We start from the raw sequence: 23,917 nt of genomic DNA on the forward strand, positions 1-23,917 counted from the left end.
TCTCAACCGTCGCTTCAACGATAGCGTTGAAGGTATGACTCCCCGCATCACAGCTGCCGTCCACGCCCTCGACCCCGCCGCCGTCATGAGGTTGCTCCCGACCAGGCCACGGCTGCTCGCCCTGGGTGAGCCCACCCACGGCGAGGACGTGCTGCTCGACATACGGAACGAGCTCTTCCGCCACCTCGTCGAGCAGGAGGGATACCGCACGATCGCCCTCGAAAGCGACTGCCTGATGGGCCTGGTCGTGGACGACCACGTCACCTCGGGCACAGGCACCCTCGACGAGGTCATGGAGCGCGGCTTCAGCCACGAGTGGGGCGCCTTCGCGGCCAACCGCGAACTGGTGCGCTGGATGCGCGCGTTCAACGACGGCCGGCCCGAGTCCGAGCGGGTGCGGTTCGCCGGTTTCGACGGCCCGCTGGAGATCACCGGCGCCGCGAGCCCCCGGCAGGCCCTCACCGCACTCCACATCTACCTCACCGCCAGGGTCGACGCGGCTCTCCTTCCCTGCACCGCGGAAACCCTCGACGAGCTGCTCGGCGCCGACAACCGGTGGACCGACACGGCCGCGATGACGGACCCGGCCAAGTCCGTGGGACAGACTCCCGGCGCCAAGCAACTCCGCCTGCTCGCCGATGACTTGACGGCCCTGCTCGACACCCGGACGCCGCAACTGGTCGCCACGTCCACACCGGACGAGTGGCAGCGGGCGCGCCTCTACGGACGTACCGCCGTCGGGCTGCTGCGCTACCACTCCTCGATGGCCGACCCGTCACCGAGCCGCATGGCGCGGCTGGTCGCCCTGCGGGACTCGATGATGGCCGCCAACCTGCTCGCCGTCGCCGAACGGAGCCCGACGCTGGTGAACGCCCACAACGGCCACCTCCAGCGGAACCGGAGCACGATGCGGATGGGCGGCCGGCCGCTGGAGTGGTGGAGCGCCGGGGCGATCGTCGCCGCCCACATGGGAGAGGAGTACGCCTTCCTGGCCACCGCCCTCGGCACGATCCCCCACCAGGGAGTGGACGCCCCGCCACCCGACACCGTCGAGGGGCTGCTGTACGCGCTCCCGCAGGAGCGTTGCCTCGTCGACGCCCACCGACTGGCCGGCGCGCTCGCGGACACGACGCCGGTCCCTCGCGTGTCCCCTTGGTACGGCTACGCCCCGCTGGACCCCGCGCACCTGGCCGGCACCGAGGGGATCGTGTTCGTCAAGGACACGGCAACAGACCAGCAGCCCCCCCACCACCGAACCCGTCAGACGCTCAGTGCACGTCGTTCGTAGCCGCGATCTTCTTCCAGGACTTCGGCTGCACCGGAGCCACACCCACCCTCGCGATCGACGCACTGCGCGCAGCCGGAGCCGCAGGCTTGGTCGGCTGGAACAACCACGTGTCGAACAGCGCGCCAAGCGGCTTCCCCGACACCTGCTCGGCGAAAGCCCGGAAGTCCGCGACGGACGCGTTCCCGTAAGCGTGCTCCTTCGGCCACCCCTTCAGGATCGCGAAGAACGCATCGTCGCCGACCTCGTTCCGCAGCGCCTGGATGGCCAGCGCACCGCGGTCGTAGACCGGCAGCTCGAACTGATCCTCCGGACCGGGGTCACCCGGCGCGACCGTCCAGAACGCGTCGTCCGCCGGGTGCGAGGCGTAGACGTAGTCGGCGAGCTGCTGCGTCGTGCCCTCGCCCTCGTGCTCGGACCAGAGCCACTGCGCGTACCGCGCGAAGCCCTCGTTGATCCAGATGTCCTTCCAGCCCTTCAGGGACACGTCGTCGCCATACCACTGGTGGGCCAACTCATGCACCACGACAGAGGTGTTGGCGCCGTTCGCGAACTGCTTCTGGCTGTAGTAGACGCGGCTCTGGGTCTCCAGCGCGTACCCGGTGGTCGTGTTGGGGACGTACCCGCCGGCGTTGCTGAAGGGGTACGGACCGAAGTAGCCGCTCAGCCAGTCGACGATCTCGCCGGTGCGCTCGACGCTCGCCCGCGCCGCCCCGTCGTTGTCGCCGAGGTCCTTGCTGTAGGCGTTGATGACCGGGACGCCGCCGTCCGAGGTGCTGGTCGTGATGTCGAACTTGCCGAGGGCGAGCGTGGCGAGATAGGTGGCCTGGGGCTTGTTCTGGCGCCAGTTGTAGCGGGTCCAGCCGAGTTGTGAACTCGTCGACTGGAGCGTGCCGTTGGAGATGGCCTGGGTGCCGTTCGGCACCGCGACCGACACGTCGTAGGTCGCCTTGTCGCTCGGGTGGTCGTTGCTCGGGAACCACCACCACGCCGACTCGGGCTCGTCCGCCGCGACCGCGCCGTCCGGCGTGCGGTGCCAGGTGGTGAAGCCGTACGCGCTCTTCGTGGACGGCACCCCGCTGTAGCGGACCACGACCGTGATCGGCGTGCCCTTCGGCAGCGGGGTCCTCGGGGTGATCTCCAGCTCGTGCTGGCCGGAGGTCGCGAACGTCGCCGCCGCGCCGTTGACCCGGATCTCGCTCACGTCCAGCAGGAAGTCGAGGTTGAAGCGGGACAGATCCTGGGTGGTCTTCGCGAGGATCGTCGCCGTGCCCGCCAACTCGTCGGTGGCGGGCTGGTATTGAAGTCTGAGGTCGTAGTGCGAGACGTCGTATCCGCCGTTGCCGTAGGCCGGGTAGTAGGGGTCGCCGATGCCCGGAGCGCCGGGGGAGTAGCTTGCCGCCGACGCCGGGATCGCCAGCATGAGCGAGGCCGCCGCGAGTGCGCCCGGCGCGATGATTCTGCGGTGCACGAGAACTCCAAGTCGTAGGGCTCCACGAGAAGTTCGGAGAGCCGTGGGGGTCCACGAGGGTCGAAGAGCCGTAGAGGTCGGTCCACGAAGTCTGTACGAAGCCTATTCACCCCCTGTGGCCCCGCGCCTGTCCACGGCACCTCCTGTCACACGATCGCCATTCGGCCGTCATGACCCCGAACGGCCCGGAGTGCCTCTTCCAGCACGGGAGTTGACCGATGTACCGTCCGCGCATGCCGAAACGCACGCGCTTCACGATCTGGAGATCGCTCGCGACCGCGGCGATCGCCGCCCTCCTGGCCGCCTTCCTCACCCCGACAGCGGCCCAGAGCGCCCCACAGGAGAGCCAACCCGTCTACTCCTACGCCAAAGCCGTCCGCGAGGCCGTCTGGGTGGACACCGGCCTCGACGGCGACGGCGACGGAAAGACCGACCGGGTCGCCGTCGACATCGTCCGGCCGAGCGAACCCGCCCGCCAGGGCCGCAAAGTCCCCGTCATCATGGACGCCAGCCCCTACTACTCCTGCTGCGGCCGCGGCAACGAGAGCCAGCTGAAGACGTACGACGCCAGCGGCAACGTTGTCCAGATGCCGCTCTTCTACGACAACTACTTCGTGCCCCGCGGCTACGCCTTCGTCGGCGTCGACCTCGCCGGCACCAACCGCTCCGACGGCTGCGTCGACGTCGGCGGACGCTCCGACATCCAGTCCGCGAAGGCCGTCGTCGACTGGCTCAACGGACGCGCCAAGGCGTACACGACACGCACCGGAACCGTTCGCTCGCAGGCGAGTTGGACCAACGGCAAGACCGGGATGATCGGGAAGAGCTGGGACGGCACCATCGCCAACGGCGTCGCCGCCACCGGCGTGAAGGGCCTGAAGACGATCGTCCCGATCAGCTCCATCTCCTCCTGGTACGACTACTACTTCGCCCAGGGCGCCCCGCTCTACGACTCCGGCCCCGACTGGCTGTCCGACGCCGTCGAGAGCCCCGACGCGCAGGCCAAGTGCGCGGCCGTACAGCAGAAACTCGTCGACGGCGCCCCGCGCACCGGCGACTGGACCCCGCTGTGGACCGAGCGCGACTACGTGAAGGACGCGAGCAAGGTCAAGGCCAGCGTGTTCCTCGTGCACGGCATGCAGGACCTCAACGTCCGTACCAAGAACTTCGGTCAGTGGTGGGACGCCCTCGCGAAGAACGGCGTGGAGCGCAAGATCTGGCTCTCCCAGACCGGCCACGTCGACCCCTTCGACTACCGTCGCGCGGACTTCGTGGACACCCTGCACCGCTGGTTCGACCACGAACTCCTCGGCTACGACAACGGGATCGACCGCCAGCCGATGGCCGATGTCGAACGCCACCCCGACCAGTGGGTCACGTCGTCGACCTGGCCGCCGAGCGGCACCGCGACGACCACCCTCCACCCGGCGCGGGGCACCCAGGCGGGCGTGGGCACGCTCGGCCTCGGCACCGGCGCGGGCACCGAGACGTTCACCGACAACCCGCAGGAGAGCGAGACGGACTGGGCGGCGGCGATCGACAAGTCGACCGCGGACAAGGCCGGTTTCGTCACGCGTCCGCTCACGAAGGACCTGCGTCTGTCGGGCTCCTCGAAGGTGACGATCACCGCGACGCCCACGACCTCAACGGCCCATCTGTCGGCGGTACTTGTCGATGTCGGCCCCGACACCATCCGCGACTACGCCGACTCCGCCGAGGGCATCACCACGCTCACGAACCGCACCTGCTGGGGTGAGAGCACGGCGGGCGACAGCGCGTGCTTCCTCGCAACTCAGGCCAAGACCAAGGCAGTCGACTACAACGTCTTCAGCCGGGGCTGGGCCGACCTCGGCCACTACGCCTCCGCCACGAAGGGCGTACCGCTCACCCCGGGCAAGGCCTACACCATCACCCTCGACCTGGCGGCGACCGACCACGTCGTCCCGGCCGGACACCGCCTCGCCCTGATCGTCGCGGGCACGGACAAGGACCTCATCGACCCCCCGTCCACCACCCCGACCCTCACCCTGAACCTGCTCCGCACCACGGCCCAACTCCCGCTCGTCGGCGGCCCGTCGGCATTCGCCAAGGCCACAGCGGGCAGCAAGTCCGTCACCTCAGACGCCGAGCTCCTCGACGGCGTACGCGCACCGCGTTCCGCACAATGGGTACCGGGCAACTGACCGCGGCTGGACGGCTCGACGGCTGGACGGCTCGACGGGGGCGGCGGAGCGAGTGGGCTCCGTTGCCCCCGTCACGCGGGTGCGCCGAGGCGGCCGAAATCCTCAGGCCGCTCCCGCTCCCGCTCCCGCCAACTCCGCCGCCTCCCGCGCACACCCCCACGCCACCGTGATCCCCGCCCCACCGTGACCGTAGTTGTGCACCAACATCCGCCCGTCGCGCAGCACTTCACGCTCCAGCCGTACCGAGGGCCGTGTAGGCCGCAACCCCACCCGGTGTTCCAGCACGCGGGCCTCCGCGATCTCCGGGCGGATCGCCGCGCAGCGGGCGATGATCGCCTCGGCGACCGCGGGATCCGGTGTCATCGACCAGGCGTCCTCCTCGGCCGTGCCGCCCAGGATCAGGCCGCCCGGCTGCGGAAAGAAGTACGTGGAGGTGTCCGCGGAGTGGTCGACGGACGTCAGCCAGGTCGTGATCCCCGGGTTCTCCACGACGACCAACTGCCCGCGCACCGGCCGTACCGAGGGATCCGGCACGAGGTCCAGGGAGTCCAGCCCCGTGCAGTTGACGACGACGGCCGCCGGCACCTCCGTGAGGTCCACCACGGACTGCTCCTCGACGGTCCCGCCCAGCTCCAGGAACCGCTCGCGCAGCCACGGCAGATGGGCCGGCATGTCGATCAACGGCAACCGTGCCCACAGCCCGCCGCCCGCGTACTCCTCGGCCAGCGCAGGCCGCAGCCCCGGCACCCGGGTCGCCCAGGACCCCAGCTCGTCCAGCCGGGTCTCACCCTGTACGCCCTCGACCATGCGTACGCCCGTCTCCCCGGGCCGCGCCGCCAACTCCTCGTACACGACGAGCGATTGGAGCGCCCACTCCCCGACGAGCGCCTCCGGCTCGATCCGGTACGGCCACCACAGCGCGCCCGCGACCGCCGAGGTCGTCAGCTCGACAGGCTCCCGCGTCCACACCCGCACCCGGGCACCGCGCTCCGCCAGCACGACGGCCGTCGTCAACCCGATGACGCCCCCGCCGACCACGATCACATCGCCACTCATCCCGCTCTCCATGCGCGGACGGTAGCGGAATACGCCATGCAGCGCTCAGGTCCCCCAGTGCTGGGGATACTCACAACATGTCTGCCGAACACGCCGCCTTCGGCCTCGCACCGGCGATGCGCGCCGGTGAAGTCCTCGCCGACGGCGGCTACCAGGTGCACCGCGACTTCGTCGACTTCATCGTCGACGGCCGCCCGCTGCTGTTCCAGCTCACCGACCTGGACGCCGTCTCCCCGCTCGCCTCCGACGTCCCGCCCGCGATCTTCACCGCCCAGGTCCGCAGCCTCCTCCTGGAGACGGACCCACCCCTGAAGGGCGGCCGCTACGTCATCTACGGCTGCCCCGAGTGCGAGGACCTGGCCTGCGGCGCCGTCACCGCCGTCATCCAGCGGGACGGCGCCGACTTCATCTGGCGCGACTTCGCCTGGCAGACCGACGAACACGCCGACCTGGAGCGCAACGGCTACCACGGCATAGGACCGTTCCGCTTCGCCGGAGCCGAGTACCGCGCGGCCCTCGACTCCCTCATCGACGGCACCGAGCCCCCGGTGGCCAAACGCCGGGTCCTGCTGATCGGCGCCCGCGTGGCCGTTCTGAACAAGCTCGCCGCCGCCCTGCGCGCCATCGGCATCGGCGCCGACATCACCGGCGACGCGACCCACGTCCCCGCCGACGAACTCCGCGGCTACGGCGCCGTGGCCTTCGGCCGGGCCGTCACCCAGGCCGAACGGGCCGCCGTACAGGCCGCGTTCGACCGCGCCGGGGTCGACGTGGCGTACGTCGACGGTCTCGCCCCCATCGTCCCGCTCCTCGTCGCCCAGATCGAACACGCCCTGGACCGCCGCCCCGCCGACCAGCACCGGCTGACCCGCCTGGACGCCGCCGACGGCGAGGCGGGCATCGAGGTCACCTCACCGTGCCGGGTGCGCGTCACGGCGTACCGACTCGACCGCCTGTACCGCGGCCACACGCGGGACGTCTTCGACGGCGTACTGGAACCCGGCCGCCACCGCATCGCCCTGGACGCGAAGGCGGTGAAGGGCGAGTCGTTCGTGGTGGCCCGGACGACCGGGAGCGTGCTGGTGGAGGCGATGGCGCGCTGAAAACCGCGGCGCGGACGGAGAAGAACCGCGGCGCGGGCGGCGAAGGGGACCGATTAGGATCGGCGGTCTGATGACTGCCACTCTCGTCGCCAAGAATCTCGCCGCCGGACACGGCGACCGCGCCCTCTTCACCGGGCTCGACCTCGTCGTCGCCCCCGGCGATGTGATCGGCCTTGTCGGTGCCAACGGCGCGGGCAAGTCCACCCTCCTCAGGATGCTCGCCGGCCTGCTCACCCCCGAGGAGGGCGAACTGCGCCTGTCCCCGCCGGCAGCGACCGTGGGCCACCTCCCGCAGGAACCGGAACGGCGCCCGGGCGAGAGCGTGCGCGCATTCCTCGCGCGCCGCACAGGAGTCGCCGAGGCCCAGCGGACCATGGACGAGGCCACGCAGGCACTCGTCGACGGCGCACCCGGCGCCGACGACGCGTACTCGACGAGCCTGGAGCGCTGGCTCGACCTCGGCGGCGCCGACCTCGACGAGCGGGCCGAGGAGATCGCCGACACACTCGGCCTCTCCATCGACCTCGACCAGCCGATGACGTCCCTGTCCGGCGGCCAGGCGGCACGCGCGGGCCTGGCCTCCCTGCTCCTCTCCCGCTACGACGTCTTCCTCCTCGACGAGCCCACCAACGACCTGGACCTCGACGGCCTGGAGCGACTCGAACGCTTCGTCTCCGGCCTGCGCGCGGGCACGGTCGTCGTCTCGCACGACCGCGAGTTCCTCACCCGCACGGTCACCAAGGTCCTCGAACTCGACCTGGCCCAGAACCAGATCAACCTCTACGGCGGCGGCTACGAGGCGTACCTGGAGGAGCGGGACGTGGCGCGCCGGCACGCCCGCGACGACTTCGAGGAGTACGCCGACAAGCGCTCCGCGCTCCAGGACCGTGCGCAGATGCAGCGCGGCTGGATGGACAAGGGCGTCAAGAACGCCCGCCGCAAGGCGAACAACGACAACGACAAGATCGGCCGCAAGTTCCGCAGCGAGGCGAGCGAGAAGCAGGCGGCGAAGGCGCGGCAGACGCAGCGGATGATCGAACGCCTCGATGTCGTCGACGAGCCCCGCAAGGAGTGGGACCTGCGGATGGAGATCGCGTCCGCGCCGCGCTCGGGTGCGGTCGTCGCCACGCTGCGGGACGCGGAGGTACGGCGGGGCGACTTCAGCTTCGGGCCGGTGTCCCTGCAGATCGACTGGGCGGACCGGGTTGCCGTGACCGGTGCGAACGGTGCGGGCAAGTCGACGCTTCTCGGTGCGCTGCTCGGCCGTATCCCCTTGGACGCGGGGCACGCGACGCTGGGCTCGGGTGTTCTGGTGGGCGAGGTCGACCAGGCCCGGCAGTTGTTCCACGGTACGGAGTCTCTGCTCGACGCGTTCTGTGCGGCCGTGCCGGACACGGAGCCTGCCGAAGTCCGTACGCTGCTGGCCAAGTTCGGGCTGAAGGCGCAGCACGTGATGCGGCCGGCGGGGACGCTGTCACCGGGGGAGCGGACCCGTTCCGCGCTCGCGCTTCTCCAGGGCCGGGGTGTCAACCTCCTGGTCCTGGACGAACCGACCAACCACCTCGATCTGCCTGCCATCGAGCAACTGGAGTCGGCGCTCGACGCGTACGAGGGCACGCTGCTGTTGGTCACCCATGATCGGCGGATGCTGGACGCGGTTCAGGTGACTCGGCGGTTGGAGGTGGCGGACGGGAAGGTGACTGAGCAGCGGTGAGGTGCGGGTCGTTCGTTCACTGCGGGTCCGTCGTGGCTGGTCGCGCAGTTCCCCGCGCCCCTGAAGGGGCGCTGTTCGCACCGGAGTTGAGGCGCTCGGCCTCTTTTGCGGCCTGCTCCACCCGGTCGCGATGTTGCGCCCACCAACTCGCGTTGCCCGGAGCCATGTTGGTGCCCCCGACGCGTTGGCCCACCGTCCCGTCGATGAGTTCCCGTACGACGTCGGCGTGGCCTGCGTGGCGGGACGTCTCGTAGGTCATGTGGACGAGGGCGCGGTGCAGGGTGATGTCGTTCCCCCGCTCACCGGGTATGCGGCCGACCGCGTCCAAGGGCAGCGCTTCGATCGTCGCGTCAGAGTGCGCGCACACGCGGCGATAAACCCCGACGATCTGCTCACGCGTTTCATCGGGCGTCGCCCACAGATCCGCGTTCGGCTCGGCGTCCCCCGCGATCCACAACTCCGGCGCGTCGACCGGCCGTCCGAAGACCGTCCCGAAGTAGAACCCCTCGGCCCCCGCCAGATGCTTGACCAGCCCCAGCAGATTGGTGCCGGTCGGTGTCATCGGCCGCCGGCTGTCGTACTCCGACAGCCCTTCGAGCTTCCACAGCAACGTGTCACGGGCGTCCTGGAGGATGACGCGCAAGTCGTCCTTGAAGTCCGGTGAGATCATGCCCCCAGTCTGTCGCAGGGCGCTACGCGCCCTGTAGGGGCGCGGGGAACTGCGCGACCAGCCCCCACCGGCCCGCAGCTCCCCACAACACAACCTGACCGGCGAAGCCGTCAGCGCTTGCCCTTCTTGCCGGGGTCCAGCAACCCCGCCTTCCGCAGGGCATCAGCCATCGCACTGTTGCCCGGCGGCGGAGCCGCCTGCCGCGATCCACCGCCCTGGCCACCCTGCCGCTGCTGCTGGCGTTGCTGCGGCGGACGCCCACCGCCCTGCTGCCGACGCTCGCCACCCCCGCCCTGCTGTCGCCGCTCACCGCCGGAGGCCGGCGCCGCCGCCTCGTCGTCCAGCCGCAGCGTCAGGGAGATCCGCTTCCGGGGGATGTCGATGTCGAGGACCTTCACCTTGACGATGTCACCCGGCTTCACCACGTCCCGCGGGTCCTTCACGAACGTCTTCGACAGGGCGGACACGTGGGCGAGGCCGTCCTGGTGGACCCCGACGTCGATGAACGCCCCGAACGCGGCGACGTTCGTGACGACACCCTCCAGAACCATCCCGGGCGCGAGGTCGGAGATCTTCTCGACGCCGTCCTTGAACGTGGCCGTCTTGAACGCGGGTCGCGGGTCGCGCCCCGGCTTCTCCAGCTCCTTCAGGATGTCGGTCACGGTGGGCAGACCGAACGTCTCGTCCACGAACTCGGTCGGCTTCATCGAGCGCAGCACCGACGTGTTGCCGATCAGCGAGGCGACCTCGCTGCCCGCCGTCTTCACCATCCGCCGCACCACCGGATACGCCTCGGGGTGCACGCTGGAGGAGTCGAGCGGGTCGTCGCCACCCCGGATGCGCAGGAAGCCCGCGCACTGCTCGTACGCCTTCGGGCCGAGCCGCGCCACCTTCTTCAGCTGGGTACGCGACTTGAACGGGCCGTTGGCATCGCGGTGCGACACGATGTTCTCGGCGAGGCCGGAGGTGATGCCGGAGACGCGTGAAAGCAGCGGCGCGGAGGCCGTGTTGACGTCCACGCCGACGCCGTTCACACAGTCCTCGACCACCGCGTCCAGCGAGCGGGACAGCTTCACCTCGGACAGGTCGTGCTGGTACTGGCCGACACCGATCGACTTCGGGTCGATCTTCACCAACTCGGCGAGCGGGTCCTGGAGTCGGCGCGCGATGGAGACGGCGCCGCGCAACGACACGTCCATGTCGGGCAGTTCCGCCGAGGCGAACGCGGACGCCGAGTACACGGACGCGCCGGCCTCGGACACCATCACCTTGGTGAGGTTCAACTCCGGGTGCTTGGTGATGAGTTCACCGGCGAGCTTGTCGGTCTCGCGGGACGCCGTGCCGTTGCCGATCGCGATCAGCTCGACCGAGTGCTGCGCGGAGAGGTGGGCCAGCTTGGCGAGGGCGTCGTCCCACTTGTTCGCCGGGACGTGCGGGTAGATCACGTCCGTGGCCACGACCTTGCCGGTCGCGTCGACGACGGCCACCTTCACGCCCGTACGGAAACCGGGGTCCAGGCCGAGCGTCGAGCGGGTGCCGGCCGGGGCGGCGAGCAGCAGGTCCCGCAGGTTCGAGGCGAAGACGTTGACCGCCTCGTCCTCGGCGGCCGTACGCAGCCGCAGCCGCAGGTCGATGCCGAGGTGCACGAGAATGCGGGTGCGCCAGGCCCAACGGACCGTGTCCTGAAGCCACTTGTCGCCGGGACGGCCCCGGTCGAGGACCTGGAAGCGGTGGGCGACCATCCCCTCGTAGGAGGAAGGCCCCTCGGTGTCCTCCTCGGGCTCCAGGACGAGGTCGAGGACGTCCTCCTTCTCGCCGCGCAGCATCGCGAGGATGCGGTGCGAGGGCAGTGCGGTGAACGGCTCCGAGAAGTCGAAGTAGTCGGCGAACTTGGCGCCCGCCTCTTCCTTGCCGTCCCGCACCTTCGCGGCGAGACGCCCGCGCCCCCACATCCGCTCACGCAGCTCGCCGATCAGGTCGGCGTCCTCCGAGAACCGCTCGGTGAGGATCGCCCGCGCGCCGTCGAGAGCGGCCTGCGGATCGGCGACACCCCTGTCGGCGTCGACGAACGCGGCGGCAGCGGCCAGCGGTTCCACGCTCGGATCGCCCAACAGCCCCTCCGCGAGCGGCTCCAGGCCGGCCTCGCGCGCGATCTGGGCTTTCGTCCGCCGCTTGGGCTTGTAGGGGAGGTAGATGTCCTCAAGGCGCGCTTTGGTCTCCGCCGCGCGGATCTGCGCTTCCAACTCCTCGGTGAGCTTGCCCTGTTCGCGCACCGATTCGAGGATCGCGGTCCGCCGCTCCTCCAGCTCCCGCAGATACCGCAGCCGCTCTTCGAGCGTGCGCAGCTGCGCGTCGTCGAGCATCTCGGTCGCTTCCTTGCGGTAGCGGGCGATGAAGGGCACCGTCGAACCGCCGTCGAGCAGCTCGACGGCAGCCCTCACCTGCCGCTCCCGTACGCCGAGCTCCTCGGCGATCCTGCCTTCGATGGACCCTACGAGGGGTGTCGTCACGCCCGTACCGCCTTCTCCACTGAGGTTGCGCGGCAATTGTGGCAGGTGACACTGACAACCGGGGATCAGGGCGCTTTCCTGCGGGTCCGGTGGCTAGCTCTTGCCGAGCAGATCCCGGGGAAACGCCCCGGCGGCGAGCGCGAGCCGCGCGAACCCGGTCGCCAGTTCGGTCAGACGTACGACTCCTTCGGCGCCCAGGTGCTCGTACGGAGCCCGGTCCAGCCGGTCGGTCTCCGCCTCGATCCCGGCGCGCAGCGCGACCCCCGCCTCCGTCAACTCGCCGTCCCCGTCGAGCAACCCGCGCTCCCGGAGCCGTCCCGAAGCGGCGTCCCACTCCTCCTGGTTCCACCCGCGCGTGCCGAACACCCACTTCGGGGTCATGCCCTTGCCGGTCGCGGTGTGGGTGACCACGGCCTCCAGGCCGTCGAGTCCGGCGGACATCAGGGCGGCCAGGTGACCGTCGCCGCGGTGTTCGCGCAACAGCGTGGCCGCGTGGAAGTAGGCGAGGTGCGGCTCCTCGGGGACCGGCAGATCGGCGTGGGCGGCGTACAGGGGCCGGGCGGAACGGGCACACGCCTCGGCGGCCCGCAGCGCCAGCCGCGCGGCCTCCGCCATCTCCTCCGACGCCACCGCGTCCTCGCCGAGCAGGCGTCGCAGGGTCGCGTCGACGGCACGCGCGCGTGCGTGGAGGCACTGCTCCGGGGAGGCGGTCTCCCACACGGCGGGCACGTGCCGGGCCACGAGGTCGTACTTGTAGTTGTAGAAGGTCGCCGTCACCGTGCCGGGACCGACGGCTCCCATCGCCGCCGCCCGTACGGCGAAGTTGACGGCCCCGGGGTGCGTGACTCCGAGTGCGCCGAACTCCTTCCCCAGGTCGGGCGAGAAGTAGAGCGTGGAGTGCAGGGAGTTGAGCGCGTTGTAGCAGCGGCGCCCGGCACGGGGATCGACGGCGGCAGTAGTCATGACGGCCACGTTACCGACTGGTCGGTACGGGCTCCAGGGGTGGGCACCGGATGGCAGGAAAGGTGGGGTACCCGTCATTGCGGTCATCAGGGAGAGCGCGAAGAATCGAGAGTATGCGAACCGTCCTGGTGGTCCTCTTCGACGACGTGCAGAGCCTGGATGTCACCGGCCCCGTGGAGGTCTTCGCGGGCGCCGAAACACAGACCCCGGGGACCTATCGCATCCGTACGGCCTCCCTGGACGGGGGCCCGGTGCGCACGTCCAGCGGCCTGACCGTCGTACCGGACTCGTCCCTTGCCGACGCGCCCGCCCCGCACACGCTCCTCGTCCCCGGCGGCCCGGGCACACGCGGCCCGGACCCGCGCGTGACCGCCTGGCTGCGCGCACACGGGCCGCGCGCGGAGCGGCTGGTCTCCGTGTGCACCGGGGCGATCCTGCTCGCCGAGGCGGGCCTCCTGGACGGTCGCCGGGCCACCACGCACTGGGCGTACTGCGCGCAACTCGCCCGCGACCACCCCGCCGTCGAGGTCGACCCGGACCCGATCTACGTCCGTGACGGACCCGTCTCCACCTCGGCCGGTGTCACCTCGGGCATCGATCTCGCCCTCGCCCTGGTCGAGGAGGACCTGGGCCGGGACACGGCGCTGACCATCGCCCGGCACCTGGTCGTGTTCCTGCGCAGGCCGGGTAACCAGGCCCAGTTCAGCGCCCAGCTCGCCGCTCAGACGGCCCGGCGGGAGCCCCTCCGTGAGGTCCAGCAGTGGATCACCGAACACCCCGACGACGACCTGAGCGTCGATTCCCTCGCCGCCCGCGCCCGCCTCTCGCCCCGCCACTTCGCCCGCGCCTTCCAGTCCGAGACCGGCATGCCCCCCGGCCGCTACGTCGACCGGGTCCGCCTCGAACACGCCCGCCGCCTCCTGGAGGACACCGCCGACGGCATCGAGCAGATCTCCCGCTCCAGCGGCTACGGCACCCCCGAGTCCATGCGCCGAGCCTTCCTCAAGACCCTCGGCACGTCCCCGGCGGAATACCGCCGCCGCTTCCACCCGGCCCAGAGCGCACGGGCGACACCCGCTCGCTGAACGGAGGTCTCCCCCGGGATAGCCCCGCCACCCTCTGTCCAACGGACGCGGACAGCGCCCTCTAAGGGGCGCGGGGAACTGCGCGGCCAGCCCCCACCGCCCCGCAGTGAACGAACCACCCAAACTTCACCGTTGCTCACCGCTGCTCAGTCACTCTCCCGCCCGCCATCCCCAACCGCCGCGTCACCTGAGCCGCATCCGGCATCCACCGAACACGAAAGGCCCCGATGCAGATCGCCATCGTCCTCTTCGACCGCTTCACCGCCCTGGACGCCGTGGGCCCCTACGAGACCCTCGGCCGCCTCCCGGACTCGGAGACCGTCTTCGTCGCCGAGCGGACCGGCCCCGTCCGCAACGAGACCGGAAACCTGGCGCTCGTAGCCGACCGCACCCTCGCCGACGTACCGAGCCCCGACATCGTGGTCGTCCCGGGCGGCCCGGGTCAGACCCCGCAGATGGAGAACGAGACCCTCCTGGACTGGCTGCGCACCGCCGACGCCACGAGCACCTGGACGACCTCGGTGTGCACGGGCTCCCTGTTGCTCGCCGCCGCCGGACTTCTCCGGGGCCGCCGCGCGACCTCCCACTGGCTCGCCCTGGACCACCTGAAGCAGTTCGGCGCGGAGCCCACGGGGGAGCGGGTCGTGACCGACGGCAAGTACGTCACCGCGGCCGGTGTCTCCTCCGGCATCGACATGGGGCTCACCCTGCTAGGCCGGATCGCGGGCGACGAACACGCCCAGGCCGTACAGCTGTTGACCGAGTACGACCCGCGACCGCCCTACGACGCGGGGTCCCCGGAGAAGGCGCCCGCGCACCTCGTCGAGAAGCTCCGCGCGGGCAGCCGCTTCATCCTGAAGTAGTTCCGGAAGCAGTCCCTGGAGTGGTCCCTGACGCGGTCCAGGTGAAGCGCGGCGCCCGGCGTTCCAGGAACGCGGCGACGCCCTCCGCGGTGTCGCCGCTGCCGCGCGCCTGCTCCGCCCAGTAACCGTCCCTGTCCGTACGGCCGTTGGCGAACTCCTTCGCCGCCCCCTGCGTCAACTGCGAACGGGAGACCAGCACCCGGGTGAACTCCACGACCCGCTTGGCGAGTTCACCCTCGGGCAGCAGCTCGTCGACGAAGCCGGTGCGCAGCGCCCGTTCCGCGTCGATCAACTCGCCCGAGAACAGCAGATACTTGGCGGTCCCGGGACCCACCAGCGACACCAACCGCCGTGTCGCGGACGCCGGATACACGATGCCCAGCTTCGCCGGAGTCACCCCGAACAGCGCGCCCTCCTCCGCGAACCGCAGATCGCAGGCCGCCGCCAACTGCGCCCCGCCGCCCACGCAATGACCCCGGATCGCCGCCAGCGTCGGCTTCGGGAACGCCGCGAGCGCCTCCTCCGCGAGCACCGCCAGCCCCTGCGCCTCACCCGCCGACTCCCGCAGCGTCGAGATGTCGGCCCCGGCGCAGAACGTCCCGCCCTCACCGGTCAGCACGAGCGCCCGTACGGCCGGGTCGGCGGCCAGGGTGTCGAGCAGCGGCGGCAGCGACCGCCACATCTCGGCGGTCATCGCGTTGCGCTTGCCGGGGTGGTGGACGACGACGGTGGCGACCGCGTCGGTGACGTCGTGCAGCAGGCGGGGCTCCATGCGCCGGATGCTACGGACAACCCGAAGGGTTCGCGAAGTCGGCACAAGAGGAACAGAGGTGATCTCGCTGCCGACCGGGCCATACAGAAACGATCAGAAAGCGTCCGATAACTGCTGACTTCTGTTCAGTCGTCCGGGGTGGCGCGGGTCCACGCCAACACTCATCGGGTGGTGACAATCGAGCGCAAGGGTGGCGACCGGACGATGGAGAACCACGGGCGTGGGTCGGACCCGCGCCCAGAAGGCGGCAGAGACGATCCCCCGGATCCCGTCCCCGCCCCCGCCCCGCCGGACCCGCTGCCGTACGAGGGAGTCTGGCGGTTCACCGCCTCCGCCGTCGACGCCTCCGTCCCGCAGGCGCGACACGCCGTACGGGACCTGCTCTTCCGGCAGGGCGTGCCCCTCTCGGACGAGGTGTTGCAGGGGCTGCTGCTGATCGTCTCCGAGCTGGTCACCAACGTGGTCCGGCACGCGGTGCTGCTGTCGCCGACCCTCGCTGTGGAGGTCGCCGTCGGCGCCGAGTGGGTGCGGGTGTCCGTCGAGGACAACCACCCCTACCGCCCGACCGCCCTGGTGGCCGACCACGACGAGACCGGCGGCCGGGGACTGCTGCTGGTGCGCGAGGTGACCCGGGAGGCGGGCGGCGTCTGCGACGTCGAGCACACGGCGAGCGGCGGCAAGGTGATCTGGGCCGCCCTGCCGCTCAAGCCCGCGCAGGTGCCGTAGCCGAGGAGTTCACCAGCCCGCGGACGGGCCCGTCAGCTCCCGGACCGCCGGGCGGGCCGCGTCCAGCACTGTCATGAACCAGGACGAGAAGGTGTCCTTCGCGTGCCGTTCGTCCAGCTCGGCGGGGGTCACGAACGCGGTCGTGCCCACCTCTTCCGGGTCCGGCCGCAGCGCCGACTGCACCAGGCCGACGAACAGGTGGTTGTACTCCTGCTCCACCAGGCCCGAGTCCGGGTCCGGGTGGTTGTAGCGCACTGTGCCCGCCTCCGCGAGCAGCGACGGGGACACCCCCAGCTCCTCGAACGTCCGCCGGGCCGCCGCCGCGAAGGGCGCCTCGCCGGGGTAGGGGTGACCGCAGCAGGTGTTGGACCACACACCGGGGGAGTGGTACTTGCCGAGCGCCCGCTGCTGGAGCAGCAGCCGGCCCTGCTCGTCGAAGAGGAACACGGAGAAGGCGCGGTGCAGCTGCCCCGGCGGCTGATGGGCGGTGAGCTTCTCGGCGGTGCCGATCGTCACGCCGCTCTCGTCGACCAGTTCGAGCAAGATCGCGTCAGCGGTGCCGTTCGACGAGTTGTGCGTCGCGGTGGCAGGTGTGGTCGGCATACCCATCCTTCACATCGGTCCTCAAGGCCAAGTCTGCCGTACGAATCCGGCACTCCCGGCAGTTCATCGTGCCCGGCGCGGCGACGGCGGAATCGTCGGGGGGTGGGGCGCGGGAGTGAGGACGCGGGCGCGCGGCGGCGGGCCGCACGCCGTCGAAACCGGTCGATTTCTGTCAGCGCGCCTGGCAGCGCGGAAGCCGCGGCGGGAACCTCACGACCGTCTCAGTGGCACAGCTTCGCCTCGTGCTCCGCGTGTCCGCGGGGCTCCAGCTGGAAGGTGCAGTGCTCCACGTCGAAGTGGTCGCCGAGGCAGCCCTGGAGTTCGTGGAGCATCTTCTCGTTGCCGATCGCGTTCAGCACGTCCGAGCGGACGACCACGTGCGCGGAGAGCACCGGCATGCCCGAGGTGATCGTCCACGCGTGCAGGTCGTGGACGTCCTCGACCCCGTCCAGGGCCAGGATGTGGGTGCGCACGTCCTGCATGTCGACATCCTTGGGGGCCGACTCCAGCAGTACGTCCAGGGTCTCGCGCAGCAGCTTCAGCGTGCGCGGCACGATCATCAGGCCGATGGCGAGCGAGGCGATCGGGTCGGCGGCCTGCCAGCCCGTGGTCAGGATCACCACGGCCGAGATGATCACCGCGAGGGAGCCCAGCGCGTCCGCCGCGACCTCCAGGAACGCGCCCCGCACGTTCAGGCTGTCCTTCTGGCCGCGCACCAGCAGCGTGAGGGAGATCATGTTCGCGACCAGGCCGATCAGGCCGAACACGATGGTCAGCCCGCCCTCGGTGTCGGCGGGCGTGACGAACCGCTGGACCGCCTCGTACAGGACGTAGCCGCCGACGCCGAGCAGCAGCAGGCAGTTGGCGAGCGCGGCGAGGATCTCCGCGCGGGCGTAGCCGAAGGTGCGGTTGCCGACGGCCGGCCGGTTCGCGAAGTGGATCGCGAGCAGCGCCATGCCGAGACCCAGCGCGTCCGTCGCCATGTGGGCCGCGTCCGCGATGAGCGCGAGGGAGTCCGCGAGCAGTCCGCCGACGACCTCGACCACCATCACGGTGATCGTGATCCCGAGCGCGATCCGTAGCCTGCCCTGGTACGCGGCCGCCGCCGTACCGGTGACGGGAGCGCCGTGCGAATGCCCGTGGTCGTGCCCTGCCCCCATGAAAAGCCGCCCTCCTGATTACTGCTCCGGATCACAGTGAACTACGGGTGGGGGGTATCGGGCAACGCGGCACTGAACACCGTTGTCATGTGCCCTGACCTGCGCAAACAAATCGCAGGTCAGGGCAGCCTAAGTTCACCCGGTGTGGTGCGACTGCCACCCGCGCCACGCCGACCCGACCATCTCCCGCACCCCACGCCGAGCCGTCCACCCCAGCTCCACGGCGGCCCGCTCGGCGGAGGCGACCGCGCGCGGCGCGTCCCCGGGACGCCGCCCCTCGACGACGGCCGGCCGCCGGTCACCGGTGACCTCGCCGATCACCGTGACCAGCTCGCGCACCGAAACCCCTTGCCCGCGGCCGATGTTGACCGTCAGGTCGCCGCTCGCACCGCCGTCGGACAGCCGCCGGGCCGCCGCGAGATGGGCCTCGGCGAGGTCGGCGACGTGGATGTAGTCGCGGACACAGGTGCCGTCCGGGGTCGGATAGTCGTCGCCGAAGATCCGCGGGGCCTCGTCGCGGGTGAGCCGGTCGAAGACCATGGGGACGATGTTGAAGACGCCGGTGTCGGCCAGCTCCGGCGCCGCCGCCCCCGCCACGTTGAAGTAGCGCAGGCACACCGTGTCGATGCCGTGCGCCGCGCCCGCCGCCCGGACCAGCCACTCGCCGGTGAGCTTGGTCTCGCCGTACGGGTTAACCGGCGCGCACGGGGTGTCCTCGGTGATCAGGTCGACGCCCGGGTCGCCGTAGACCGCCGCCGAGGAGGAGAACACGAACCGTCCGATGCCCGCGCCGGCGACCGCGTCCAGGAGGGTCGCCAGGCCGCCGACGTTCTCCCGGTAGTAGTACGTCGGCCGCGCCACGGACTCGGCGACCTGCTTGCGTGCCGCGAGATGCACGACCCCGGTCACCTCGTGCTCGGCGAACACCCGCTTCAGGAGGTCGCCGTCCAGGGAGGAGCCGTGGACGAGCGGGACGGTCGTGGGAAGGCGCGCGGGGTTTCCCGCGGAGAGGTTGTCCAGGGCGACGACCCGCTCCCCGGCGTCCGTCATCGCCCGTGCCACATGGGCCCCGATGTATCCGGCTCCGCCGGTGATCAGCCATGTCATGGGCATTCACCCTATGCGGCTACGAAGAGGGCCTCCGCAATGTCCCGCGATGCCCGGGTCTGATGGGTGCGGTTTGTCGGGCGGGCCCCGAATCCCCGATGATGATCTCGGCGGAGGCGCCAGCAGACCGTGTTGATCAGGCCGTGAACGGCCGGTGAACACGGGCTTGAGAGCATCCGATAGCCTCTGCCGACATGCCGCCCGGGTGCCACCCGAAGGGCGCCACCACCATGCACATGACCGGCGCCCGAGCGCCGGACCCAGGGAGTGAGTTCGGTTGCCGACCGCCATCCTCACCGGTCAGCCGGTCCCCGGATCGTCGATCGAGACCGATCTGCGGTCGCTCGGCTTCGACGTCCGGACCGCCGCCGACACCACCGAGGCGGAGACGCTTCTCGCGGCGGTCCCCGGTGACCAGCGGGTCGCCGTCGTGGACGCCCGCTTCGTGGGCCACCCGCACGCGTTGCGCCTCGGCCTCACCGACCCCCGCTTCCCGCTCGCCGCGGTACCGGGCGCGGTCACGGCCCAGCCGGCCGGCCGTCAGGCGCTGACCCGCGCGGTCGCCCGCGAGCACTCGGCCGGCGGCGGGACGACCCTCCTCGACAACCTCGCCGACCGTGTCGTCACCGCCCTCGACGCCGACGGCTGCGCCGTGCACCGCCCCGAGCTGGGCAGCCTCGTCGCCACGGTCCCCGCCGACCCGCAGGCCCGCAACGAGGCACGGCAGGCTGTCGCCGCCGTCGACGACGAGGCCGTACGCCTGAAGTCGGCCGTGAAGTCCCGCGACGGCTTCTTCACCACCCACTTCATCAGCCCGTACTCCCGCTACATCGCGCGCTGGTGCGCCCGCCGCGGCCTCACCCCGAACCAGGTCACCACCGCCTCCCTGCTCACCGCGCTCGTCGCGGCGGGCAGCGCGGCCACCGGCACCCGCGGCGGCTACGTCGTGGCCGGCGTCCTGCTCCTCTGCTCCTTCGTCCTCGACTGCGTCGACGGACAGATCGCCCGCTACGCCCTGCAGTACTCGACGCTCGGCGCCTGGCTCGACGCCACCTTCGACCGCGCCAAGGAGTACGCCTACTACGCCGGCCTCGCGCTGGGCGCGGCCCGGGGCGGCGACGACGTATGGGCGCTCGCGCTCGGCGCGATGATCCTCCAGACCTGCCGGCACGTCGTGGACTTCTCCTTCAACGAGGCCAACCACGACGCCACCGCCAACACCAGCCCCACCGCAGCCCTCTCCGACAAGCTCGACAGCGTCGGCTGGACGGTCTGGGTGCGCCGGATGATAGTCCTGCCCATCGGCGAACGATGGGCGATGATCGCCGTCCTCACGGCCGCGACGACCCCCCGCATCACCTTCTACGTCCTCCTCGTCGGCTGCGCCTTCGCGGCGACCTACACGACGGCGGGCCGAGTGCTGCGCTCGCTGACCCGCAAGGCACGGCGTACGGACCGGGCGGCGCAGGCGCTGGCGGACCTCGCGGACAACGGGCCGATCGCCTCGTTCGTGGCCCGTGTGAGCCCCGCCCGCCTCGGTGCGCCGTTCCTGATCGCGCTCGCCGGTACGGCGGTTCTGATGGTGTCCCTCTTCTCCGGGGTCACCTGGGCCCCCGTGGCGGGCGCCTTCGTCTACGCGATCGCCGCCGGCCAGGCCTTGTCCCGCCCCCTCAAGGGCGCCCTCGACTGGCTGGTCCCCCCGCTCTTCCGGGCGGCGGAATACTGCACCGTCCTGATCCTCGCGGCCAAAGCGGAGGTGAACGGAGCGCTTCCGGCGGCTTTCGGACTGGTGGCCGCCGTCGCCTACCATCACTACGACACGGTGTACCGCATCCGCGGCAACGCCGGGGCGTCCCCGGCCTGGCTGGTGCGCGCCATCGGGGGGCACGAGGGGCGGACGCTGCTCGTCACCGTTCTCGCCGCCGCGCTCACCGCGTCGCAGTTCACGGTCGCGCTCACGGTCCTCGCCGTGGCCGTGGCCCTGCTGGTGCTCTTCGAGAGCATCCGCTTCTGGGTGTCCGCAGGGGCGCCCGCCGTACACGATGAAGGAGAACCCGCATGATCGGCCTCGTGCTGGCGGCCGGCGCCGGACGGCGTCTGCGCCCCTACACCGACAGCCTTCCCAAGGCTCTGGTGCCGGTGGGCCCCGCGGGCATAGAGGGCGAACCCACGGTCCTGGACCTGACGCTCGGCAACTTCGCCGAGATCGGTCTGACCGAGGTCGCGATCATCGTCGGCTACCGCAAGGAAGCCGTGTACGAGCGCAAGGCGGCCCTTGAGGCGAAGTACGGCCTCAAGCTCACCCTCATCGACAACGACAAGGCCGAGGAGTGGAACAACGCCTACTCCCTGTGGTGCGGACGTGACGCCCTCAAGGACGGCGTGATCCTCGCCAACGGCGACACCGTCCACCCGGTCTCCGTCGAGCGCACGCTGCTCGCGGCGCGCGGCGAGGGCAAGCGGATCATCCTCGCCCTCGACACCGTCAAGTCCCTCGCGGACGAGGAGATGAAGGTCGTCGTCGACCCCGCCAAGGGCATGACGAAGATCACCAAGCTGATGGACCCCGCCGAGGCGACCGGCGAGTACATCGGCGTCACCCTCATCGAGGGCGACGCCATGTCCGAGCTGGCCGACGCGCTCAAGACGGTGTGGGAGACCGACCCCCAGCAGTTCTACGAGCACGGCTACCAGGAACTCGTGAATCGCGGCTTCCGGATCGACGTGGCCCCGATCGGCGACATCAAGTGGGTCGAGATCGACAACCACGAGGATCTGGCCAAGGGGCGTGAGATCGCGTGCCTGTACTGACCCGGCTGATTCCCTCGCCGGTCGTCGTGGACATCCGCCCGGGTGCCCTCGACGACCTGGCCTGCGTCCTCGCCGACCAGCGCATCTCGCACTCCGGCCGGCTCGCGGTCGCCGTCAGCGGGGGCTCCGGCGCCCGGCTGCGCGCGCGCCTGGAGCCGAGCCTGCCCGGCGCCACCTGGTACGAGGTCGGCGGCGGCACCCTCGACGACGCGATCCAGCTGGCCGGCGACATGAAGGCCGGTCACTACGACGCGGTCGTGGGCCTCGGCGGCGGCAAGATCATCGACTGCGCCAAGTTCGCCGCGGCACGCATCGGCCTGCCCCTGGTCGCCGTACCGACGAACCTCGCGCACGACGGCCTGTGCTCGCCGGTCGCGACCCTCGACAACGACGCGGGCCGCGGCTCCTACGGCGTACCGAACCCGATCGCGGTCGTCATCGACCTGGACGTCATCCGTGAGGCACCGGTCCGCTTCGTGCGGGCCGGCATCGGGGACGCGATCTCCAACATCTCCGCGATCGCGGACTGGGAACTCGCGAACCGCGTCAACGGCGAGAAGATCGACGGTCTCGCCGCCGCCATGGCACGCCAGGCAGGCGAGGCCGTGCTGCGGCACCCGGGCGGGGTCGGCGACAACGCCTTCCTCCAGGTGCTCGCCGAGGCGCTGGTCCTCAGCGGTATCGCCATGTCGGTGTCGGGCGACTCACGTCCGTCCTCCGGTGCCTGCCACGAAATCAACCACGCTTTCGACCTGCTCTTCCCCAAACGCGCGGCCGCCCACGGCGAGCAGTGCGGACTGGGCGCGGCCTTCGCGATGTACCTGCGCGGAGCCCACGAGGAATCGGCTTACATGGCCGAGGTGCTGCGTCGGCACGGACTGCCGGTGCTGCCGGAGGAGATCGGGTTCACGGTGGACGAGTTCGTCCGCGCCGTGGAATTCGCTCCGGAGACCCGTCCCGGTCGCTACACCATCCTCGAACACCTCGACCTGAAAACCGACCAGATCAAGGACATCTACGCCGACTATGTCAAGGCCATCGGTAGCTGAACTCCGTCCCGTCGTCCACCCCGCAGGGGTGAAGGACCGGCGCAGCGGTGAGCACTGGATGGGACGCCTCTACATGCGTGAGGTGTCTCTGCGGGTGGACCGCTACCTGGTGAACACCAGGGTCTCGCCCAACCAGCTCACGTACCTGATGACCGTCTTCGGTGTGCTCGCGGCCCCGGCGCTGCTGGTGCCGGGGATCACGGGCGCCGTGCTCGGCGTGGTGTGCGTCCAGATGTACCTGCTGCTGGACTGCGTCGACGGCGAGATCGCCCGCTGGCGCAAGCAGTACTCCCTTGCAGGGGTCTACCTCGACCGCGTCGGCGCCTACCTGACCGACGCCGCCGTGCTCGTCGGCTTCGGACTGCGCGCCGCCGACGTGTTCGGCAGCGGCCGTATCGACTGGCTGTGGGCGTTCCTCGGGACGCTGGCCGCGCTCGGCGCGATCCTCATCAAGGCCGAGACCGACCTGGTCGGCGTGGCCCGCCACCAGACCGGCAAGGCACCGGTGCAGGAGTCCGCGGCCGAGATGCGGTCCTCCGGGATGGCGTTGGCGCGCAGGGCCGCCGCCGCCTTCAAGTTCCACCGGCTGATCCTCGGCATCGAGGCGACCCTGCTGATCCTGGTCCTCGCGATCGTGGACCAGATGCGCGGCGACCTGTTCTACTCGCGGCTCGGCGTCGCCGTACTGGCCGGCATCGCGCTGCTGCAGACCTTGCTGCACCTGGTGTCGATCCTCGCGTCGAGCAGGCTGAAGTGAGCGGCCTGAAGGTCGGCGCGGTGATCATC

At 70.7% G+C, this 23,917-nt stretch carries 20 protein-coding genes; 11 read left to right on the plus strand and 9 right to left on the minus strand.

Translation table 11 applies throughout. From position 1 onward, the window contains the following. Positions 1 to 34 precede the first annotated feature (34 nt). Positions 35 to 1,288, plus strand: a complete 1,254-nt coding sequence (locus OG407_RS41955; protein ID WP_405865592.1) for an erythromycin esterase family protein — start codon at positions 35 to 37, stop codon at positions 1,286 to 1,288. Here OG407_RS41955 and OG407_RS41960 read toward each other — a convergent pair. Further along, positions 1,269 to 2,756: a M1 family metallopeptidase gene (locus OG407_RS41960; protein ID WP_405865594.1), complete on the minus strand. Its 1,488-nt coding sequence runs from the start codon at positions 2,754 to 2,756 to the stop codon at positions 1,269 to 1,271. The two genes, OG407_RS41955 and OG407_RS41960, sit on opposite strands and share 20 nt — an antisense overlap. 233 nt (positions 2,757 to 2,989) lie before the next feature. Here OG407_RS41960 and OG407_RS41965 point away from each other — a divergent pair, with 233 nt between their 5' ends. Further along, positions 2,990 to 4,939 (plus strand): Xaa-Pro dipeptidyl-peptidase, encoded by a 1,950-nt coding sequence (locus OG407_RS41965; RefSeq protein ID WP_405865596.1) that lies wholly within the window; start codon positions 2,990 to 2,992, stop codon positions 4,937 to 4,939. A gap of 102 nt (positions 4,940 to 5,041) precedes the next feature. Here the strand turns inward: OG407_RS41965 and OG407_RS41970 are convergent, their stop codons facing one another. Beyond that, positions 5,042 to 5,995: an FAD-dependent oxidoreductase gene (locus OG407_RS41970; RefSeq protein WP_405865598.1), complete on the minus strand. Its 954-nt coding sequence runs from the start codon at positions 5,993 to 5,995 to the stop codon at positions 5,042 to 5,044. Positions 5,996 to 6,072: 77 nt separating this feature from the next. Between OG407_RS41970 and OG407_RS41975 the strand changes: the two genes are divergently transcribed. Both OG407_RS41975 and OG407_RS41980 read left to right on the plus strand, forming a co-directional pair. Then, complete coding sequence (locus OG407_RS41975; RefSeq protein WP_405865600.1) at positions 6,073 to 7,098, plus strand: oxidoreductase; 1,026 nt, start codon at positions 6,073 to 6,075, stop codon at positions 7,096 to 7,098. A gap of 70 nt (positions 7,099 to 7,168) precedes the next feature. Then, positions 7,169 to 8,812: an ABC-F family ATP-binding cassette domain-containing protein gene (locus tag OG407_RS41980; protein ID WP_405865602.1), complete on the plus strand. Its 1,644-nt coding sequence runs from the start codon at positions 7,169 to 7,171 to the stop codon at positions 8,810 to 8,812. A gap of 16 nt (positions 8,813 to 8,828) precedes the next feature. Here the strand turns inward: OG407_RS41980 and OG407_RS41985 are convergent, their stop codons facing one another. The 3 genes from OG407_RS41985 to OG407_RS41995 form a co-directional block, all read right to left on the minus strand. Continuing rightward, positions 8,829 to 9,482 carry a DinB family protein gene (locus OG407_RS41985; RefSeq protein ID WP_405865604.1) on the minus strand — a complete coding sequence of 218 codons (654 nt, stop codon included), beginning with the start codon at positions 9,480 to 9,482 and terminating at the stop codon, positions 8,829 to 8,831. A 110-nt stretch (positions 9,483 to 9,592) separates the two neighbouring features. Then, positions 9,593 to 11,992: a Tex family protein gene (locus OG407_RS41990; protein ID WP_405865606.1), complete on the minus strand. Its 2,400-nt coding sequence runs from the start codon at positions 11,990 to 11,992 to the stop codon at positions 9,593 to 9,595. Positions 11,993 to 12,085: 93 nt separating this feature from the next. Further along, complete coding sequence (locus OG407_RS41995) at positions 12,086 to 12,955, minus strand: SCO6745 family protein (RefSeq protein WP_405865608.1); 870 nt, start codon at positions 12,953 to 12,955, stop codon at positions 12,086 to 12,088. A 113-nt stretch (positions 12,956 to 13,068) separates the two neighbouring features. Between OG407_RS41995 and OG407_RS42000 the strand changes: the two genes are divergently transcribed. Both OG407_RS42000 and OG407_RS42005 read left to right on the plus strand, forming a co-directional pair. Beyond that, entirely contained in the window at positions 13,069 to 14,040 is a 972-nt protein-coding gene (locus tag OG407_RS42000; RefSeq protein ID WP_405865610.1) for a GlxA family transcriptional regulator, read from the plus strand. A 227-nt stretch (positions 14,041 to 14,267) separates the two neighbouring features. Next, the gene (locus OG407_RS42005) at positions 14,268 to 14,903 is read left to right on the plus strand and encodes a DJ-1/PfpI family protein (RefSeq protein ID WP_405865612.1); all 636 of its coding nucleotides are present in this window, start codon (positions 14,268 to 14,270) and stop codon (positions 14,901 to 14,903) included. On the opposite strand, the gene OG407_RS42010 is transcribed toward OG407_RS42005, so the two are convergent. After that, complete coding sequence (locus OG407_RS42010; protein WP_405865614.1) at positions 14,890 to 15,675, minus strand: enoyl-CoA hydratase/isomerase family protein; 786 nt, start codon at positions 15,673 to 15,675, stop codon at positions 14,890 to 14,892. The two genes, OG407_RS42005 and OG407_RS42010, sit on opposite strands and share 14 nt — an antisense overlap. Positions 15,676 to 15,879: 204 nt before the next feature. Between OG407_RS42010 and OG407_RS42015 the strand changes: the two genes are divergently transcribed. Then, positions 15,880 to 16,401: an ATP-binding protein gene (locus OG407_RS42015; protein ID WP_405868877.1), complete on the plus strand. Its 522-nt coding sequence runs from the start codon at positions 15,880 to 15,882 to the stop codon at positions 16,399 to 16,401. A gap of 9 nt (positions 16,402 to 16,410) precedes the next feature. On the opposite strand, the gene idi is transcribed toward OG407_RS42015, so the two are convergent. The 3 genes from idi to galE all read right to left on the minus strand — a co-directional run bounded on the left by idi (position 16,411) and on the right by galE (position 19,271). After that, the gene (gene idi, locus OG407_RS42020) at positions 16,411 to 17,004 is read right to left on the minus strand and encodes an isopentenyl-diphosphate Delta-isomerase (RefSeq protein ID WP_405865616.1); all 594 of its coding nucleotides are present in this window, start codon (positions 17,002 to 17,004) and stop codon (positions 16,411 to 16,413) included. A gap of 221 nt (positions 17,005 to 17,225) precedes the next feature. Continuing rightward, the gene (locus tag OG407_RS42025; RefSeq protein WP_366492052.1) at positions 17,226 to 18,164 is read right to left on the minus strand and encodes a cation diffusion facilitator family transporter; all 939 of its coding nucleotides are present in this window, start codon (positions 18,162 to 18,164) and stop codon (positions 17,226 to 17,228) included. Positions 18,165 to 18,299: 135 nt separating this feature from the next. Then, positions 18,300 to 19,271 (minus strand): UDP-glucose 4-epimerase GalE, encoded by a 972-nt coding sequence (gene galE, locus OG407_RS42030; protein ID WP_405865618.1) that lies wholly within the window; start codon positions 19,269 to 19,271, stop codon positions 18,300 to 18,302. Positions 19,272 to 19,548: 277 nt separating this feature from the next. Here galE and OG407_RS42035 point away from each other — a divergent pair, with 277 nt between their 5' ends. The 4 genes from OG407_RS42035 to OG407_RS42050 are packed head-to-tail and all read left to right on the plus strand — an operon-like array spanning position 19,549 to position 23,888. Then, positions 19,549 to 21,333, plus strand: coding sequence for a DUF5941 domain-containing protein (locus OG407_RS42035; protein ID WP_405865620.1), 1,785 nt, complete (start codon positions 19,549 to 19,551; stop codon positions 21,331 to 21,333). After that, positions 21,330 to 22,082 (plus strand): phosphocholine cytidylyltransferase family protein, encoded by a 753-nt coding sequence (locus tag OG407_RS42040; RefSeq protein ID WP_328676209.1) that lies wholly within the window; start codon positions 21,330 to 21,332, stop codon positions 22,080 to 22,082. The genes OG407_RS42035 and OG407_RS42040 overlap by 4 nt, the downstream gene beginning before the upstream one ends. Beyond that, positions 22,070 to 23,131, plus strand: coding sequence for an iron-containing alcohol dehydrogenase family protein (locus tag OG407_RS42045; protein WP_403585712.1), 1,062 nt, complete (start codon positions 22,070 to 22,072; stop codon positions 23,129 to 23,131). The genes OG407_RS42040 and OG407_RS42045 overlap by 13 nt, the downstream gene beginning before the upstream one ends. Next, positions 23,109 to 23,888 (plus strand): CDP-alcohol phosphatidyltransferase family protein, encoded by a 780-nt coding sequence (locus OG407_RS42050; RefSeq protein ID WP_405865623.1) that lies wholly within the window; start codon positions 23,109 to 23,111, stop codon positions 23,886 to 23,888. Before OG407_RS42045 ends, OG407_RS42050 begins: the two co-directional genes overlap by 23 nt. The last annotated feature ends 29 nt before the right edge of the window (positions 23,889 to 23,917 follow it).

This window comes from Streptomyces sp. NBC_01515, from assembly GCF_045040345.1.
Classification (GTDB): domain Bacteria; phylum Actinomycetota; class Actinomycetes; order Streptomycetales; family Streptomycetaceae; genus Streptomyces.

Bases quoted from the DNA above. Each gene is read 5' to 3' on its own strand.
- OG407_RS41980 (WP_405865602.1), top strand. From the start codon at position 7,169: ATGACTGCCACTCTCGTCGCCAAGAATCTCGCCGCCGGACACGGCGAC.
- OG407_RS41965 (WP_405865596.1), top strand. From the start codon at position 2,990: ATGCCGAAACGCACGCGCTTCACGATCTGGAGATCGCTCGCGACCGCG.
- OG407_RS41970 (WP_405865598.1), bottom strand. From the start codon at position 5,995: ATGAGTGGCGATGTGATCGTGGTCGGCGGGGGCGTCATCGGGTTGACG.
- OG407_RS42040 (WP_328676209.1), top strand. From the start codon at position 21,330: ATGATCGGCCTCGTGCTGGCGGCCGGCGCCGGACGGCGTCTGCGCCCC.
- OG407_RS42010 (WP_405865614.1), bottom strand. From the start codon at position 15,675: ATGGAGCCCCGCCTGCTGCACGACGTCACCGACGCGGTCGCCACCGTC.
- OG407_RS42050 (WP_405865623.1), top strand. From the start codon at position 23,109: ATGTCAAGGCCATCGGTAGCTGAACTCCGTCCCGTCGTCCACCCCGCA.
- OG407_RS41975 (WP_405865600.1), top strand. From the start codon at position 6,073: ATGTCTGCCGAACACGCCGCCTTCGGCCTCGCACCGGCGATGCGCGCC.
- OG407_RS41995 (WP_405865608.1), bottom strand. From the start codon at position 12,955: ATGACTACTGCCGCCGTCGATCCCCGTGCCGGGCGCCGCTGCTACAAC.
- OG407_RS41955 (WP_405865592.1), top strand. From the start codon at position 35: ATGACTCCCCGCATCACAGCTGCCGTCCACGCCCTCGACCCCGCCGCC.
- idi (WP_405865616.1), bottom strand. From the start codon at position 17,004: ATGCCGACCACACCTGCCACCGCGACGCACAACTCGTCGAACGGCACC.
- OG407_RS42005 (WP_405865612.1), top strand. From the start codon at position 14,268: ATGCAGATCGCCATCGTCCTCTTCGACCGCTTCACCGCCCTGGACGCC.
- OG407_RS42025 (WP_366492052.1), bottom strand. From the start codon at position 18,164: ATGGGGGCAGGGCACGACCACGGGCATTCGCACGGCGCTCCCGTCACC.
- OG407_RS41985 (WP_405865604.1), bottom strand. From the start codon at position 9,482: ATGATCTCACCGGACTTCAAGGACGACTTGCGCGTCATCCTCCAGGAC.
- OG407_RS42015 (WP_405868877.1), top strand. From the start codon at position 15,880: ATGGAGAACCACGGGCGTGGGTCGGACCCGCGCCCAGAAGGCGGCAGA.
- OG407_RS42000 (WP_405865610.1), top strand. From the start codon at position 13,069: ATGCGAACCGTCCTGGTGGTCCTCTTCGACGACGTGCAGAGCCTGGAT.
- galE (WP_405865618.1), bottom strand. From the start codon at position 19,271: ATGACATGGCTGATCACCGGCGGAGCCGGATACATCGGGGCCCATGTG.